Source organism: Roseomonas alba (assembly GCF_019430885.1).
Taxonomy (GTDB): domain Bacteria; phylum Pseudomonadota; class Alphaproteobacteria; order Acetobacterales; family Acetobacteraceae; genus Neoroseomonas; species Neoroseomonas alba.
Window position 1 is genome coordinate 317,031 of the sequence record NZ_JAHYBZ010000006.1, and the last position, 16,502, is coordinate 333,532.

At 69.1% G+C, this 16,502-nt stretch carries 16 protein-coding genes; 6 read left to right on the top strand and 10 right to left on the bottom strand.

The genetic code is table 11. The features are described 5' to 3' along the window. Positions 1-2: 2 nt before the first annotated feature. Positions 3-1,187 carry an efflux RND transporter periplasmic adaptor subunit gene (locus KPL78_RS18340; RefSeq protein WP_219764423.1) on the bottom strand — a complete coding sequence of 395 codons (1,185 nt, stop codon included), beginning with the start codon at positions 1,185-1,187 and terminating at the stop codon, positions 3-5. Between the two features lie 232 nt (positions 1,188-1,419). Between KPL78_RS18340 and KPL78_RS18345 the strand changes: the two genes are divergently transcribed. The 3 genes from KPL78_RS18345 (at position 1,420) to KPL78_RS18355 (ending at position 4,908) form a co-directional block, all read left to right on the top strand. Continuing rightward, the gene (locus tag KPL78_RS18345) at positions 1,420-2,427 is read left to right on the top strand and encodes an MBL fold metallo-hydrolase (protein WP_219764424.1); all 1,008 of its coding nucleotides are present in this window, start codon (positions 1,420-1,422) and stop codon (positions 2,425-2,427) included. A 21-nt stretch (positions 2,428-2,448) separates the two neighbouring features. Beyond that, on the top strand, positions 2,449-3,498 hold the full coding sequence (gene add, locus KPL78_RS18350; RefSeq protein ID WP_219764425.1) for an adenosine deaminase: 1,050 nt from the start codon (positions 2,449-2,451) through the stop codon (positions 3,496-3,498). A gap of 189 nt (positions 3,499-3,687) precedes the next feature. Beyond that, entirely contained in the window at positions 3,688-4,908 is a 1,221-nt protein-coding gene (locus KPL78_RS18355; RefSeq protein ID WP_255569165.1) for a M20/M25/M40 family metallo-hydrolase, read from the top strand. 380 nt (positions 4,909-5,288) lie between these two features. On the opposite strand, the gene KPL78_RS18360 is transcribed toward KPL78_RS18355, so the two are convergent. The 5 genes from KPL78_RS18360 to KPL78_RS18380 all read right to left on the bottom strand — a co-directional run bounded on the left by KPL78_RS18360 (position 5,289) and on the right by KPL78_RS18380 (position 9,990). After that, entirely contained in the window at positions 5,289-6,131 is an 843-nt protein-coding gene (locus KPL78_RS18360; protein WP_219764426.1) for a hypothetical protein, read from the bottom strand. A gap of 235 nt (positions 6,132-6,366) precedes the next feature. Then, the gene (mtnA, locus tag KPL78_RS18365; protein WP_219764427.1) at positions 6,367-7,455 is read right to left on the bottom strand and encodes an S-methyl-5-thioribose-1-phosphate isomerase; all 1,089 of its coding nucleotides are present in this window, start codon (positions 7,453-7,455) and stop codon (positions 6,367-6,369) included. A 276-nt stretch (positions 7,456-7,731) separates the two neighbouring features. Beyond that, complete coding sequence (locus KPL78_RS18370) at positions 7,732-8,880, bottom strand: acyltransferase family protein (protein ID WP_219764428.1); 1,149 nt, start codon at positions 8,878-8,880, stop codon at positions 7,732-7,734. Positions 8,881-9,077: 197 nt separating this feature from the next. Then, a complete protein-coding gene (locus KPL78_RS18375) occupies positions 9,078-9,548 on the bottom strand; it encodes a UPF0262 family protein (protein ID WP_219764429.1) in 471 nt (156 codons plus the stop codon). Continuing rightward, entirely contained in the window at positions 9,541-9,990 is a 450-nt protein-coding gene (locus KPL78_RS18380) for a DUF983 domain-containing protein (protein ID WP_219764430.1), read from the bottom strand. Before KPL78_RS18380 ends, KPL78_RS18375 begins: the two co-directional genes overlap by 8 nt. A gap of 173 nt (positions 9,991-10,163) precedes the next feature. On the opposite strand from KPL78_RS18380, the gene KPL78_RS18385 reads away from it, so the two are divergent. Further along, positions 10,164-10,844, top strand: coding sequence for an aspartate/glutamate racemase family protein (locus KPL78_RS18385; protein ID WP_219764431.1), 681 nt, complete (start codon positions 10,164-10,166; stop codon positions 10,842-10,844). 2 nt (positions 10,845-10,846) lie between these two features. On the opposite strand, the gene KPL78_RS18390 is transcribed toward KPL78_RS18385, so the two are convergent. Next, on the bottom strand, positions 10,847-11,107 hold the full coding sequence (locus tag KPL78_RS18390) for a hypothetical protein (RefSeq protein ID WP_219764432.1): 261 nt from the start codon (positions 11,105-11,107) through the stop codon (positions 10,847-10,849). Between the two features lie 281 nt (positions 11,108-11,388). On the opposite strand from KPL78_RS18390, the gene KPL78_RS18395 reads away from it, so the two are divergent. Further along, the gene (locus KPL78_RS18395; RefSeq protein WP_219764433.1) at positions 11,389-13,176 is read left to right on the top strand and encodes an ABC transporter ATP-binding protein; all 1,788 of its coding nucleotides are present in this window, start codon (positions 11,389-11,391) and stop codon (positions 13,174-13,176) included. 167 nt (positions 13,177-13,343) lie between these two features. After that, positions 13,344-13,613 (top strand): hypothetical protein, encoded by a 270-nt coding sequence (locus KPL78_RS18400; RefSeq protein WP_219764434.1) that lies wholly within the window; start codon positions 13,344-13,346, stop codon positions 13,611-13,613. Between the two features lie 16 nt (positions 13,614-13,629). Here the strand turns inward: KPL78_RS18400 and KPL78_RS18405 are convergent, their stop codons facing one another. The 3 genes from KPL78_RS18405 to KPL78_RS18415 all read right to left on the bottom strand — a co-directional run bounded on the left by KPL78_RS18405 (position 13,630) and on the right by KPL78_RS18415 (position 16,451). After that, the gene (locus tag KPL78_RS18405; protein WP_219764435.1) at positions 13,630-14,124 is read right to left on the bottom strand and encodes a hypothetical protein; all 495 of its coding nucleotides are present in this window, start codon (positions 14,122-14,124) and stop codon (positions 13,630-13,632) included. 444 nt (positions 14,125-14,568) lie between these two features. Beyond that, positions 14,569-15,819: a S8 family peptidase gene (locus KPL78_RS18410; protein WP_219764436.1), complete on the bottom strand. Its 1,251-nt coding sequence runs from the start codon at positions 15,817-15,819 to the stop codon at positions 14,569-14,571. 323 nt (positions 15,820-16,142) lie between these two features. Beyond that, the gene (locus tag KPL78_RS18415; protein ID WP_219764437.1) at positions 16,143-16,451 is read right to left on the bottom strand and encodes a hypothetical protein; all 309 of its coding nucleotides are present in this window, start codon (positions 16,449-16,451) and stop codon (positions 16,143-16,145) included. Positions 16,452-16,502 lie beyond the last annotated feature (51 nt).

Sequence of the window (16,502 nt, forward strand, 5' to 3'; positions counted from 1 at the left end):
CCCTACTGCGGCGTCGCCATGGAAACGCGCTGCGCGGGGGGCGGCGTTCCGCCGCTGCGCTCGACCACCCGGGCGCCGTCGGCGACGCGCTGCGCGCCCTCGACGATCACCCGGTCGCCCTCGGCCAGTTCGCCGCGCACCACGGCGCGGTCGCCGCTCATGCGCACCAGCTCGATCGGGCGGCGGCGAGCCTGGTTGTTCTGCATGACGAAGACGTAGCGGCCCCGCTGCCCCACCTGCAGCGCCGCCGAGGGCACCGCGATGGCATCGGGCTCGGTGCGCGGGATCAGGGTGACGCGCACGAACTGGCCGGGCCAGAGCCGCACGGGGTCGTTGGCGAAGCGCGCCTTCAGCGCGACCGTGCCGGTCTGGGTGTCGACCGCGCTGTCGACGAAGACAAGGCGCCCTTCGACCGGGGCGCTGTCGCTCTCGGCCGGCATGGCGCGGACCACAGGCCCCTCGCCGGGCGTGGCCATGGCAGCGCGGATCTCGCCAAGCCAGCGCTCCGGCACCGAGAACTGCACCAGGATCGGGTCCATGCGGGTGATGGTCGCCATGCCGACATTCTCGGCCTGGCGGACGAAATTGCCCGGGCGCAGCGGCAGCGCGCCGAGACGCCCGGTCATCTCGGCACGGATGGAGGCGAATTCGATGGACAGTCGCGTCTGGGAGGCCAGCGCCTCATCCGCCCGCACCACGGCGGCGGCAGAGGCCGCGTCGGCCTGGGCCTGCTCGAAGCGCTGCTGGGCGGTGTAGCCCTCCCCGCGCAGCGACTGGTAGCGCACGAGGTCGGACTGGTAGCGCTGCAGCAGCGCCCGGTCGCGGGCGAGCTGCGCTTCCTGCTGGGCGAGGATGGCCTGGTTCAGCCGGCTGTCGAGGATGAAGAGCGGATCACCCTTCTCGACCATCTGGCCTTCCTCGACGAGAACCTGCTCGATCTGGCCATCGACACGGGGCCGGACGGTGACGACGGCTTCAGGGACGACGAGGCCGTTGGCCGTGATCTCGATGGGCAGGGCGCCCCGCCGCACCGGTTCGGTCGACACCGCCACCGGCGGCGTGCCGCCGCCGGACCGAGCCGCGGCGAGGGCGGGCGCCGCCGCCTCCCGTTCCTTGTACCAGAACCATCCGCCACCCGCGCCGGCGAGGAGGAGCACCACCAGGAACAGGCGAGTCGATCGCCCCATCTCAGTTCTCCGACCTTCCGGATGGGCAGGCGTGGCGGCGCGCGCGAATGGGCTGTCCCGACAGCGGCCTAGGATCCGGCTCTTTCGTTTTCGTGAGGCTTTCATTGAGCGCCACCCCACATGAAGCGGCGCAGTCCGCCAGATGACCCGGATGCAATCCGACGTAACCATTCAGTTACGAAACATGGGCGGGGGTTGAGCCCCCGCCCGGCCCGCGCCACCCTGGCGGCACATGTCGATCGAGATCCCCCCGCCCGGCGAGGCGCGCACCGTCATCCCGGGTCTGCGCTGGATGCGCTTCCCCCTGCCCTTCGCGCCGCACAACGTGAATGTCTGGCTGCTGGAGGATGGCGATGGCTGGCTCGTCATCGATGCCGGCATCAATGACGACACGACGCGCGGGCACTGGCACACGGCCCTGACCGGCGAGGCCTTCGGCAACCGGCCGCTGACCGGGCTGCTGATCACCCATTTCCACCCCGACCACGCCGGGCTGATGGGCTGGCTGGCGGAGAACCACGGCGTCACGCCGATGATGACGCGCATCGAATGGCTGCAGGCGCGCGCGGTCTGGTACGACACCGGCCCGGACATGCTCCAGCAGCAGGCCGAATTCGCCCGCATCGCGGGGGCGCCGGAGAGCTACAGCGCCTATCTGCTGCGACGCGGCGCACTCTATGCCAAGGCCGTCGCGCCCCTGCCGCGCGCCTTCCGGGCGATCGCCGATGGCGAGACGCTGCGCATCGGCGGGCGGCACTGGCGGGTCCTGACCGGCCAGGGGCACGCGCCGGACATGGCATGCCTCTATTGCGCCGATGAGGGCGTGCTGATCGCCGCGGACCAGGTGCTGCCGCGCATCACCCCCTATGTCGGGCTGCATGCGGGGGAGCCGATGGGCGATCCGCTCGGGGCCTTCCTGGCCACGCTGCGGCGCTTCCACGCCCTGCCGGAGGACACGCTGGTCCTGCCCTCCCATGGCGAGCCCTTCTCGCCGCTGCATGTGCGGCTGGACGCCATCATGGACCACCATGACGAGCGCCTGGCGGCGCTGGAGGAGGCCTGCCGAGAGCCGTCCACGGCGCATGCGCTGCTGCCCTCGCTGTTCCGCCGGCCATTGGACGATCGGAGCCTGGGCTTCGGGCTGGGGGAGACCCTCGCGCATCTGCGCCGGCTGGAGGAGCATGGCAGGGTCGAGCGCCTGCCCGAGACGGATGGCGTGATCCGCTGGGGACGCAAGTAGCGGCCCGCCGAAGGATACGGGATGGATCTGTCGGAATTCTGCCGCCGCCTGCCGAAGGTCGAGCTGCACGTGCATCTCCTCGGCGCGATCCGGCTGGCGACGCTGGCCGAGATGGCGGCGCGGCAGGGCGCCGGCTTCACGCCGGAGGAAGTCGAGGACCTGGCGCGCCGCGATGCGAAGCCCAAGGGCGTGCTGCACATCCTGCGCGCGCTGGAGCAGCGCATCATGCGCGGCGCGGAGGACCTGCACCGCATCGCCTATGAATATCTGGAGGACGCGGCCTCCCAGGGCGTGCGCCATGCCGAGATCTTCTGGAATCCGACCGGCGCGGCGCGCGACACGGGCATTCCCTATGCCGCCGGGGCGGATGCGATCCTCGCGGCCTTCGACGATGCGAAACACGACCACGGCATCTCGGCCCTGCTGATCCCGTCCATCGACCGCGAGGGCACGCCCGAGGAAGCGGCCGAGATGGTGGAGTGGATGATCACGCATCGCCGCGACCGCATCATCGGCCTCGGCATCGACTACCGCGAGAATGACGGCCCGCCCGAGGCCTTCTGGAAGGCGTATCGCACGGCGAAGCGCGCCGGCTTCCGCTTGACCGCCCACGCCGGCGAGTTCGGCTGCCATTGGCGCAACATCGAGACGGCGATCGACCTGCTGGAGGTCGAGCGCATCGACCATGGCTATACCGTGCTCGACAATCCGGCACTTGCGCATCGCTGCGCCGAGCGCGGCATCGTCTTCACCGTAGTGCCGACCAACTCCTACTACCTGCGCACCTTGCCAGCGGATCGCTGGGCGCTGGACCACCCGATCCGCCGCATGCCGGAAGCCGGGCTTCTGATCCACCCCAACACCGACGACCCGCCGCTGCACCGCGTGGACCCCGAACGGTGCTGGCGCATGATGGTGGAGGATTTCGGCTTCGACCTCGACGATCTCCGCCGCTTCATGCTGAACGGCATCGTGGGCGCCTTCCTGCCGGAGGAGGACAAGCGCGGCCTCGCCGCCACCTTCGTCGCGGAATACGACGTGCTTCGCGGGGAGATGCGAGGGGTAGGCTGACCGCGCAGAGAAATGGGCACCACTGCCGGGCCCGGCGGTCGATCAGATCCTCGCTTATGCGGCGGCGCCGCCGATCACTCTTGTGACAGCACAGACGGCGCGCTGAACCGAAGCGCCGGGGCGGCCCTTACGCGGTCTGCGATGTGTGCGTATGAGGGGCTCCACAGCCGCCCTGATGGACCCCGCCGCATGAATGCCTCCGAGACCATCGCCGCCATCCGTGCCGATGCCCGCTTCGCCAAGGCGACCGAGACCCTCGCCGCTGAACACGGCCGCACCGTGCAGGACGTGATCACCCTGACGGAAATCCCCTCCCCGCCCTTCGGCGAGGAGCAGCGCGCGGCCGCCTATCTCGACATGCTGAAGGCCCATGGGCTGGAAGACGTCGAGCAGGACGCGATCGGCAACGTCATGGGCATCCGCCGCGGCTACGGCAATGGCGAGATGCTGGTCGTCGCCGCCCATCTCGATACCGTCTTCCCCGCCGGCACTGATGTGCGCGTGCGTCGCGACGGTACGAAGCTCTTCGCCCCCGGCGTTTCGGACGACACCTGGTCGCTGGCCGTGAATCTCGCCTTCCTGCGCGCGCTGGATGCGGCGGGCATCCGCACGCGACAGGACATCCTGTTCCTTGGCGATGTCGGCGAGGAAGGCCTCGGCGACCTGCGCGGCGTGCGGCATTTCTTCGAACATTCCCGCTACCGCCCGCGGGTGCGCCACTTCCTGACGGTGGACAGCCCGCAGGTGGAGCAGATCGTCTCGGGCGGCGTGGGGTCGCGGCGCTACCGCGTCACCTTCCGAGGCCCCGGCGGGCATTCCTATGCGGCCTTCGGGCTGGTGAACCCGATGTACGCGATGGCGGAAGCGGCGCGCGGCCTCGCCGCCGTCGAAGTGCCGCGCAATCCGCCGACCACCCATTGCGTGTCGGTCGTCTCGGGCGGCACCTCGATCAACGCCATCGCCAATGCGGTGACGATCGAGGTCGATCTGCGCTCCGCCTCCGCGGCGGAACTCGAGAAGCTGGACAAGGCCTTCCTCGCGATCGTCGAGAAGGCCGTCGCGACCGAGAACACGGCGCGCTCGACCCAGGCAGGCAGCATTGTCGCGGAGATCGCCCGCGTCGGCGACCGGCCCGCTGGCGAGACCCCGGCCGGCAGCCCGATCCGCGACATTGCCGCCGCGGCGGTCACGGCCGAAGGCTACAGCCCTAGCTTCGAATTTTCCTCCACCGACGCGAATGTACCGATGAGCCTCGGCATCCCGGCGCTGAAGGTCGGCGCCGGCGGGCGCGGCGGGCGCGCGCATTCGCTGGAGGAATGGCTGGACGTCGAACCCACCGAATGCCTGCGCGGCATGCGCAGCACCCTGGCCGCGATCCTGGCGCTGGCGGGGATGGAAGGTGTCGGCTGAGGCCTGGAGGGCGCGAGTGCGGGACCGATGGCCCGTGTCCTTGCACTGTCGCCATTGGAGGGGCGCCGCCCCTCCAAACCGCCCCTCCACCGGGATCCCATTGACCTTGCTTCGCAACGCCAATGGGTAAACCTGGTGCTTGGAGCACTTGGAACGCAATCTTCTGGTGCCAGGCACGTCAGCTGGAATGCCCCCCGCAAAGCGCGCATCGTGCGCAAGAGCGGGTCTCGGCACCATTCTGCCAGCAGCGCCGGGCGCCAAGTTGAGATTTGCAGAGGCCTTTCGGCCTTTGCTGGGGTGAGGTCCGGAGAGGGGCAAGGCCCCTCTCCGGCCTGTGCCGTGCGCCCTCTCCTGCGCCTCCGCGCCAGCGCCTTTCCGCCTCAGAAGGTAAAGTTCACCGCCAGATACGCCCCGCCCATCGACAGGGAATCCACCATCGCCTGGTTTCCCTGGTCGAAGGACAGATAGCGGTAGCCCAGTTGCACCCCAGCCCAGCCGGTCTGGTAGCCGATGCCGCTGAACACCTGCCAGGTCAGCCGCGAATCCCCCGTGCCGAGGTCGAAGTAGTAGGGGACGAAGAAGCCCGAATCCCCGATCAGCACGCGGCCGCGCACGCCGACGACGCCGTTCCAGATATCGGTGCTTCCGCTCAGCCGCCCGCTGCGGCCCAGCACCACGTCCCGTCCGCCTGGTCCGGTGACATCCGCCGCCAGGCTGAAGTTCGTATGCGCGTCCATGTTCAGCAGCCGGAACCCTCCGACCACGTCGAAATTGCCCCAGCCGCCGCGCGCCAGGGTGTAGCCCGCCGCCAGAGTCCAGACCGTGGCTTCGAGCGAGCTGTCCGCGTTCAGCGTCTGGGTGGAGCTGATCGGGTTTCCGGCCAGCGGCCCTGGATTCACGGCCCCGAAGCGCGTCGAGCTCGACCCGAGATCCACATAGATAATGTCGGTGACGACCGAGATGCGGTCATAGCGCACCTCCGCCATCATCATCAGAGCGGCGTTCAGGTCGTCGAGATAGTTGCTCGATTCCGCCTTCACGGCGGCCGTGCCGCCGCGGTTGCCCGGCAGGCTGTAGTTCAGCCTCCCGTTGAAGGTCGGTGCCCAGCCGTAGAGGCCGATCTGGACGCTCCAGCCGGTTCGCTCATCCGCACCCTGGGCCTGCGCCGCCGGAATGGCGGCAAGGGTCAGGAGGGCGGCGAGGATGGGGCGATGCAGGCGCATGGTCAGTTCCGTCCCTGGCGATCGGGCCAACCAGAATCCGCTTCCGCATGGGCGTCCGCCAGAGAAAATCGATAGCCGTTTCCTGCACGCGGCAGCGTCAGCCCTCGGATCGCTTGGAAAGTCGGGCGCCGGGCTTTGCCGCCACCCGGCCACCCAACGACAGTAGGCGGAATGGGGCGCGCGGGCCGCTGCCGGACGCGGAAATGCGCCGCCTGGCGCATTTCCGGACAGGCTGTCAGACCTTCTCGGGATAGAGGCCCGCAATGGCCTCCGCGGTCGCGGCGATGCGGCCGCGTTCGGTGACCAGCCCGGTGACGAGCCGCGCCGGCGTCACGTCGAAGGCCGGGTTGGCCGCCGGGCTGCCGCCGGCGACGACGCGGATGGTCTCGATGCGGCCGTCGGCGGTGCGGCCGGTCAGGTCCGTCACCTCGGCCTGGCTGCGTTCCTCGATCGGGATTTCGGTGATGCCGTCGGCGACGCGCATGTCGAGCGTCGAATGCGGCAGCGCCACCCAGAAGGGCACGCCGTTGTCCCGCGCGGCCAGCGCCTTGAGGTAGGTGCCGATCTTGTTCGCCACATCGCCCTGGCGCGTCACCCGATCGGTGCCGACAATGACGATGTCGACCTCGCCATGCTGCATCAGATGACCGCCGGCATTGTCGGCGACGACGGTGTGCGGCACGCCATGCGCACCAAGCTCGAAGGCGGTCAGCGCCGCGCCCTGGTTGCGCGGGCGCGTCTCGTCCACCCAGACATGGATGGGCAGGCCGGCATCATGCGCCATGTAGATCGGTGCCAGCGCCGTGCCCCAATCCACCGTGGCGAGCCATCCCGCATTGCAATGCGTCAGCACGTTCACCGGAATGTTCGGCTTGCGGTCCGCGATCTCCTGCAACAGGGGCAGGCCGTTGCGGCCGATGGCTTCGCAAGTGGCGGCGTCGTCGTCGGCAATGGCAGCGGCCTCGGCATAGGCGGCGGCGGCGCGGTGCGCTGGCGGCAGGTTGCGCAGGGCGGCGAGCATGCGTTCGATGGCCCAGCGCAGGTTGATCGCGGTCGGGCGCGTGCCGGCCAGGCGCCGGCACGATTCTTCCAGCGTGGTGGGATCGCGGCGCATCGCCAGCGCCACCCCATAGGCCGCCGTCGCCCCGATCAGCGGCGCGCCGCGCGTCTGCATGGCGCGGATGGCATGGGTGACCTGGTCCTCATCGGTCAGGCGCAGCCATTCGACCTGCCAGGGCAGCTTCGTCTGGTCGAGGATGCGGACGGACCAGCCATCGGACGGCTCGACCCAGATGCTGCGATAGGCGACGCCGTCGATCTTCATGCTGCTTCCCCTGTGGGCCCGGCTGAAATCCTGTTCGGAAACGCCGCACCCACCACTCCGCCCCCATGGCCCGACGATGCCGAACGGGTGGCCGGGCTGGGGTGCGGGCGGGTACCGGACGTGCCAAACGGTCTTTGACCCTCGGGACTTAGAGCAGTTCCCGCCAGGACGAAATCACCGGGGCATGAATCGTGCCCAAGACCGGGGCAACCCGGCCGCCCTGCGGGCCAGGGGCGTGTCTCTCGCCGTCGCATTGCTGGCAGGGCGCACTCCGGGCTACCCGGCCTGTCGGGCAGAGAGCTCCCTTGTTCGAAGGAAGGCGGCGCGCAGGCCGGCGTTCAGCGGTTCGGCGTAGAAGCGCGAGACAGCCCATGCTGCCAGGGCGGAAAGACCGACGAAAGCCGCGAACGCGGGTGCCTTGTCGCCATAGGCCAGGGTGCCGCGCGGCCAGATGCTGCGCATCAGGCCAAGCACGATGATATGGAAGAGATAGAGCTCGTAGCTGCGCTGGCCGAGCCAGCGGAGACCTGCCAGCGCGCGGTTGCGCTGCAGCAGCGCCGGCACCCGCTCACCATCGGCTCCCACCAGAAGAATGGCGGTGCCGGCGGCAACCAGGGTGAAGCCGAACACCTCGTGCCCGCGGATACCGGCAAGATAGGTTGCCCCCACCAGGATCGCCGCAGCGATGCGAACCACGCCGCCCACCATGCCCTTGAGGCTGATCTTCCGCGCGACCAGCGCGGCGCAGCAACCGAAAGCGATCGCGTCGAAGCAGGCTTGGTAGGCATACATGAAATATATCTCGTTATCGCTATGATAATACCTGTAAACAGGCCCATATGCGATCGCTGCCACCCATATAATTACTATGATTCCAGTTCTTCTGATAGCAATACAAATAATCGGAAACACAAGATAGAACATTTCTTCCACCGAAAGCGACCAATATACATTCATCGCATAGTTGAAATACCATGCATATTGCATCAATATATTGTGCCAGAAGGTCAGCACGGAGAGCACAGCAACCGGCATGCTGACCTCGGGCCACCCGGGTTTCGCTGCATTGACGAAGGCTGGTTGGCCGAGCGCCCCGAGGCCGGCGATCAAGACCAACGCGAGCAACAGGCAAGGTACGATGCGGGCAAAGCGGAACGCGTAGAAGCCTGGGACATCCACCGTCGCAAGGCTGCCATATCGCCTGATCGTGGTCGAGGTGATCAGGAAGCCGGAAATCACGAAGAACATCGTGACCCCGTAATTGCCATTTCTCGCAACGGCACTGATGGCATCTGCCGGGAGCACGACGCCCAACGGGCTTTCAATCAGCGAATATGAGAGATGAAAGTGCAGGATCAGCACGACGCTGATGGAAATGCCGCGCAGGACGTCGATGGTGAAGTTGCGCGATTGTCCCGCGACCATGGTGCTCCGTCCGACCGGCCGCGCGCAGCCAGTCGGCGGCGATCGAATCGGTCTTGCATGCTGAAGGGCTTGTCCCCGGTGATGGCGGCCAAAACGCGGCGCATCCCGAGACGGACGGAAACCTCGGGGGACCGGCCTGACTACGGTCGGCGTTGGGCCGCGCGGTAGCGCCCTTCGGCGCCCGTCCGGAATCCAAGTCAGATCCGCTGATGCAGCGCGCAGACCAGGGTGAACAACCGCCGCGCCGTCTCGAAATCGACGTCCACGCGGCCCTTGAGACGCTGTCGGAGCAATTCTGCCCCCTCGTTGTGCAGGCCGCGCCGCCCCATGTCGATCGCCTGGACGCGGCTTTCCGGGCCGCTTTCGGCGACGGCGCGCTCATGCGCCTCGACCACCAGGTGATAGTCCTTGATCAGCCGGCGAAACGGGCCGAGGGCCAGCGCCAGCACATGCAGCGGCCGGTTGTCGACATCGCGGATGTCGAGCACCAGCCGCCCCTCCCGCACCATCACGGCCAGCGCGTAAGGGCCCGGCGGCAGGTTCGGTGGATCGAAATGATTGGCCGAGAGCAGGTCGGCGATGGCCTGCCTGCGATCGGCCTCGGCGAAGGCGGAAGGTGCCGGCGGCTCCTCCGGCAGTTCCACGCGGATTAGGCGCTGTTCAGACATCGCGCGGCGTCCGGCGTGGCGGCATCACGGCGGTCTGTTCGCCTTGCTCGGTCCCGGTCAGGCCGAGCCGCATCATCCAGGCCACCGTCATCCCCTTGATCGGGCGCAGCAGCAGCGCGCTCAGCCCGCCGAACAGCGCCGGCCAGATGGCCATGTGCACCCACATGGGCGGGTGCCAGGCGCGTTCGGCCATGAAGACGAAGGGCACCAGCACATGCCCGACGATCAGGATGGTGAAATAAGGCGGCGCATCATCGGCCCGGATGCGGCCGAGTTCCGTGTGACAATGCGAGCATTCATCAACCAGCCGAAGGTAGCCCTGGAACAGCTTCCCCTGCCCACAGGCCGGGCAGAGCCCTTTCGCGCCGCGGAGGAAGGCCTCGCGGAGCGGCGGGGAAGCGATGACGGGTTCGGGCCGCGGCGGCTCCGTATCCCAGGGCATTGGCGTTCCTTTCGGCGGGCGCTCGCGCGCCTCTCCTCGGTGGGCGCGGTGCGCCGGTCAGCGAATGCCACAAGGACATTCATTGTGCGTCGCAACATAAAGCACGCTTCGCGTCCCCGCTTCAAGCACGGCGCGGGCTTGAATGCATGGGGCAAGCGGCGCGAGGATGGGTCATGACCGAACGCATCCTGGTGATCAACCCGAACTCCAGCCTGTCCTGCACCGACGGAATCGCCGGCGCGCTGGCCCATTTCGCTGCACCGGGGCTGCCGCACCTCGATGTCGTGCGGTTGGAACAGGGTCCGCCCGCCATCGTCACCTGGCGGGACTGGTATTCCGTGGCCGAGCCGCTCTGCAGCATGGTCGAGTCCGAACCGGCCGATGCCTATGTCATCGCCTGCGTCTCCGATCCGGGCATCGAGGCGGTGCGCACGGCGACGGACAAGCCCGTCTTCGGCACCCTGCGCTGCGGCATCGCGGCGGCGATGATGCGCGGCGAGCGCTTCGGCATCGTCGGCTTCACCGAAAAGTCCCGGCCCCGCCAGCGCCGCGCCATGCAGGCGCTCGGCGTCGAGGACCGCCATGCGGGCACCGTGGCGCTGAACCTCGACATGGAGGTGCTGACGGATCCTGTGGCACCCCGCGCGCGCCTCGCCGAGGCCGCCCGCGAATTGGTCGCCATGGGCGCGGAGGCCGTGGTGCTGGGCTGCGCCGGCATGGCCGGCCACCGCGCCTTCGCCGAGGATGCCTGCGGCGTCCCGGTGATCGAACCCTGCCAGGCGGCCGCGTCGCAGGCGCTGCTCGCCGTGCTGGCCGGGCGCGGCCGGCGCGAGCCGCAACGGGTCGCTGCCTAGCCTTACAGCCCGCGGAACGCCGGGGCGACCTGGTTGGGGATGACCGGCCCCTGCCCCGCCCCGCCGACATCGAAGGGGGCGTAGCGGGGTTCCTCCGGCGGCGGGGGCTCGGCGAGCTGCGACCGGTCGGGCCGCACGATCGTTCCCTGCTGCGGCCCGGCGGGGCTGGGCGTCGCGCTCACCGGGGTGGCGGCCGGTGGCGGCGCCCGTTCGGCGCAGGCAGCCAGCAGCGTCAGGGCGGCGATCAGACAGGTGGCGCGCATCGGCGATCCTTCGCGGTCGAAAGCGTCGCGCCAAGATACCCGGCGCACGCCTTGCCGGGCACCCACACGGAAAGGTGCCTTGTCTCGTTGCCGCAGCGCATCATATAAGTCGGACTGTTCTTGCGTAACCCTTGAAGGAAAGGAGTGCCGGATGACGTCCCATCGCCCGCCCGACACTCCGCGCGTCGGCTGACACAGACCTGACGCCCCGCGCCGGCTCCTTGCCGGCGCCCCCTTTCCTGCACATCCCGGGAGACACGGCCGCAGGCCGTGCCGTTACCATGTCCACCGATTCCTCCGTCCACGCGGAACCCTTCCGCGTGGCCTTCCGTTTCATCCTGTCGCGCTGGCGGCGCGAGGGGTCCGCCGCGCCGCTGAGCGCTGGGCTGATGCTCGCCGCCGTGCTGTGCGACGTCGCCACGCCGCTGCTCGCCGGGCGGCTCACCGATGCCGTCGCCTCCGGCGCGCCAGGGGCGCTCGCGACGACGCTATGGCTGCTCGGCGGCATGGTTGCCCTCGGCGCGGCCATGGCGGTGCTGCGCTATGGCGCCATCCGCGCGGTCATCCGGCTGACGCTGGGCAACATGACAGGCCTCGCCCAGGACACCTTCGCGCGCGTGCAGCGCCTGTCGGCCGATTGGCATGCGGAAACCTTTGCCGGATCGACCGTGCGCAAGATCTCGCGCGGGATGTGGGCGCTCGACCTGCTGAACGACACGGTGCTCATCGCGCTGTTGCCCTCGCTCGCCGTGCTGGTCGCGGCCGCGGCGATGCTGGCGACGGTGTCGCCCTGGCTGGGGCTGGTCGTGCTGATCGGCGCGCTGGGCCACATCACGCTGACGGCGCTGCTGTCCGTGCTGTGGGTGGCGCCCGCCTCACGCCTGTCCAATCGCTGGGACAGCCGTCTGGGCGGGACGCTCGCGGATTCCATCGGCGCCAATGCGGTGGTGAAGTCCTTCGCCGCCGAACCGCGCGAAGATGCGCTGCTCGGCGGGCTGCTGGCGCGCTGGCGGCAGCGCACGGCGCGCGCCTGGCTGCGCGGCACGGCGGCCAATGCCGCGCAGGATGTCGCACTGCTGGTGCTGCGTGCGGGCGTGGTCGGCGCCGCGCTGGTGCTGTGGAATCTGGGGCATGCGACGGCCGGCGACGTGGTCGCGGCGCTGACCATGTACCTGGTGGTGCAGGGCTATCTGCGCGACATCGGCTACCACATCAGCAACCTCCAGCGCAGCGTGAACGAGCTGGAGGACGCGGTCGCGCTGGAAGCCACGCGCCCGGCCATCGCCGATGCGCCGGATGCGGTGCCCCTCGCCGTGGAGAAGGGCGCGATCCACTTCGACCGCGTCGGCTTCCGCTATGGCGGGCATGTCACGCCGCTCTATCGCGACCTCGACATCCGCATCCGCGGCGGCGAGCGCGTCGGGTTGGTCGGGCATTCCGGTTCGGGCAAGTCGACGCTGGTGAAGCTGCTGCAGCGCCTGCACGACCCGACCGAGGGCCGCATCACCATCGACGGGCAGGACATCCGTCATGTGACGCAGAACAGCCTGCGGCAGGCCATCGCCCTCGTCGCGCAAGAACCCGTGCTGTTCCACCGCTCGATCGCGGAGAACATCGCCTATGGCCGCCCCGGCGCCACCGAGGCGGAGATCCTGCGCGCCGCGACCCTCGCGCACGCCGATGGCTTCATCGCCCGGCTGCCGCGCGGTCTCGCGACGCTGGTGGGCGAGCGCGGCGTGAAGCTGTCGGGCGGGGAGCGCCAGCGCATCGCCCTCGCCCGTGCCTTCCTCGCCGATGCGCCGATCCTGGTGCTGGACGAGGCGACCGCCTCGCTCGATTCCGAAAGCGAGGCGCTGATCCAGGATGCGATGGAGACGCTGCTGGAGGGGCGCACAGCCTTGGTGATCGCGCATCGCCTGTCCACGGTGCGCGCGATGGACCGCATCCTGGTCTTCGATCGCGGCCGCGTCGTGGAGGAAGGCAGCCACGCCGCGCTGCTGGCGCGGGAAGGCGGCATCTATGCCGGGCTGTTCCGCCGCCAGGCGGAAGGGCTGGCCGAGGTGGCGTGAGCCGCCTCGGCGATTCCCCGACAGGCGGATTTGCCGTAGGCTGAGGTGTCATGTCGCTTGCCCGTCCGGGACGTCCTGGCACCTCCTGTCTGGCCATGCTGCTGGCCATGTCGCTCGTGCTCGGCGCACCGGCCGGAAGCGTGGCGCAACAAGGGAGCCGGAACGTCATGAAGATCGACACTGCCCTGGCAGAAGCACTCGGCGCCGCGCCCGATCCCGCCCAGCGCTTCGGCGTCATCATCCGCTTCTCGACCGAGGACGCGACGACGCGGCGCGGCGTCCTGCAGCGCCTCGGCATCACGCCGACGGCGGTCTATGAGAGCCTGCCCGGCGCCGCCGCGACGGTGACGCGGGCGCAGATCGACAGCCTCGCCGCGGCGGCGGAGGTCAGCGCCATCGAGGCGGACGGCACCGCGACCGTCCTGCCCCGGCGCTGATCCGCGGCGGGACCGGTCAGCCGCCCCCGGGGGATTGTCGGCGCGCGAGCCGCCTGTAGGCACTGCGATCCGCGAGCTTGTCGCGGTGCCAGGCATGCAGGCCGTGGTGGAAGCGCCGCGCCGCCGCGCCACCTTCGGGCACCACCCGCAATTCCGATTGCCGGTTCGCCCGGTTCAGGAACACGACCTGCGCGATGGGCTGCCCCGGCTCGACATGCCGCGCCTGGTCCATCGGGGGCTTGCACGGCACGAGGTTGACCGGGTTGCCATACCATTCGGCCTGGACCAGCCCGGCGACGACCTGCACCCCTGGCCGGCTCAGCGACGGGAGGAACAGCGTCCCCAGCCCCGCCGGCGTGCGCCAGACATAGGGCAGGTGGACCTTGAATAGGTCGTCCTGGTCCTCCCGGACGAAGAAGCTGAGGCCCGGCTCGCGCAGCTCCGGCCAGGGCGGTGACGCCGGAATCTCATAGGCGTTGAGCAGGAAGCGCGCTTCGGGCCGGTCGCACACATAGAAAACGCGTGGATCGCGCCAGATGCCGTCCGGTCCGGGCCGCTCGAAGGGCGAGCGGAAAGCATGCGCACCGTGCGGTATCGCCTGGGGCGGGCACAGCCCGAAGCGAATGGGGGGGACGGCAGCAGGAACCCCAGCGCCGCCGCCGCCACGAAGGGCAGGCATTGCTCCTCGGTGCCATGGTCCTCGGGCACCTGGGCCCGTAGCCGGCCCGTGGCCGGGATCGGCATCGCCAGGCCGGGAACCAGGGAACAGGTCTCGACAACGGGCATGGTTGCCCCCTGCGCCAATGACCGGCCCCCGGGCGTCGAGCGCCACCGGGGCCGGTCCCAGGCTGCCTGAGCGGATCCTGTCCGGATGAACTCATCCGGACAGGTGAAGATGCTCGCAAAAACAGACACCTGGAGCATTGCGGGTGAACGGAAGTTCGCCGGAAATGCTCTAGACGCCCTTCTTCGCCACGACCGGAGCCGGGTCGAAGGCCATCGCGGCCCGGTCGGTATTCACCCGCCCATAGCCGAAATTGGCGTCCCAGCCGGGCGGGCCGAGATTGTCCACATGGAAGGCGAGCAGGTTCCAGATCTGCTCATTCGTCGCGAAGCGATGCGCGCCCCAGATCACCGCCGCAGCGCCGGAGACATGGGGGCAGGCCATGCTGGTGCCGCTCATGTTCCCATAGCCGCCGCCCCGCGTCGTCGACAGCACGGTTACCCCGGGCGCGCAGATGTCCACTTCCGGGCCGCGGCTCGAGAAGGGGGCGAGCGCATTGGCGGAATCGACCGCCGAGACGGCGATGACGTTGCGATACTTCGCCGGGAAGCCGACGGTCGATCCCGATGGCGAGGATGGCGCCCCGCTGTTGCCTGCCGCGGCGACGATCAGCAGCCCCCGCGCCCAGGCGGTCTTGCAGATCGTCTCCAGCGCCGCTGGGGCCGCGCCGGCGCCCAGGCTCATGCTGATGATGTGCATGCGGTTCTGGATGCACCAGTCGATGCCTGAGATGATCTGGCTGAAGGCGCCGCTGCCCGCGCTGTTCAGCACCTTCACCGCATAGAGGAAGGCACTCGGCGCCACGCCGACCACGCCAATGCCGTTGATCGGCGCGGCGATGGTGCCGGCGCAATGCGTGCCGTGGCCATGGTCGTCCATCGGCGTCACCGCGCCGGACACGAAGCTGACCCCGCCGCGGTAGTTCGCGACCAGGTCCGGATGATGGAAATCGATGCCCGTATCGAGCACGGCCACGCGCACCCCCTCACCCTGCGAGGACGGCCAGGCTTCCCGGGAACGGATCTGGGAGACACCGGCGGGCACCGTCTCGGCCTGCACGCTGGGCTGGTCCTCGAATTTCAGATGCGAGAACTGGTCGGCGTCGATCGCGTAGCAGGGCATGTCCTCCTCGATCGCCGCGACGTTGCCGTTCTTGGAGAGCTTCTCCACTTCCGCCTGGGTCAGTTGCGCCGTGACGATCGGCGCCTCGTACTGGTTCACGTCGTAGCCGATGAGGTCATCAGGCATGGGCGGAATGGAGGTTCCCGAAACCATGTCCGTCGCCGCGAAGAACTGGGTCTGCATGCCCTTCGGAAGGACGCTGCGCACGATCTCGACCTTGTCGGTGCCCGCGTCCGGCCGCTTGTCCTTCGGCTTGAAGGTCACGATGACCGAGCGCCGAGTATCCTGCTTATTGGCCATGACGTTCTCCCTTCCGCAACCGATCCGTGCAGGGAGCGCCACCGATCCTCTGCCGGTGGTTGCGCGCCTGTTGTGCGCTTTCCATCCGGCAGGCGCAAATCATTTCGATTTAGGATCATTATCATGAATCGGCTACAGACAGGCACGCACCATGCGGGCCGCTGCGCCATGATCGATCAACTCAGGCGTGTGGAGCGGGCGACAACGATACTGCGTCGCGCATCGGGAACGGCCGCGCCGGCCACGCGGCCATCATCTCCGGCCAGGCCGGCGCCAGCCGGGAGATATCGGCCGAAGGCGCAGGGCGCCCCCGGCCGGCCGCGTCACTGGAAGGGAATCCCGATCCCCGGCCCGCTCGGCATCGCCGGGTCGGGATTGCCGCCGCCGATCTCAAAGTCGCTCGCAGGCGTCGGTGCCCCGGCCATGGACCCGGCATAGGGGTCGGAATCCTGTGCCCGGTCCTGGCGCGTTTCCTGGTTCATGGCGCGGTTCAGGCGGCGGGAGGCCTGCTGTTCCGGCGTCCCGTCCGAGGCCGGAGTCGGCGCCTGATTCTCATAGGTGATCGGGATCGGCTGTTGGGGCGCGCAGGCCGCGGCGGCGGCGAGCATGGCCGTCAGCAGGAGGTGGCGCATGGCGGAATCGTCCTGGCATTCATCGTGACCGATCCTACGCGTTTGCGCGCA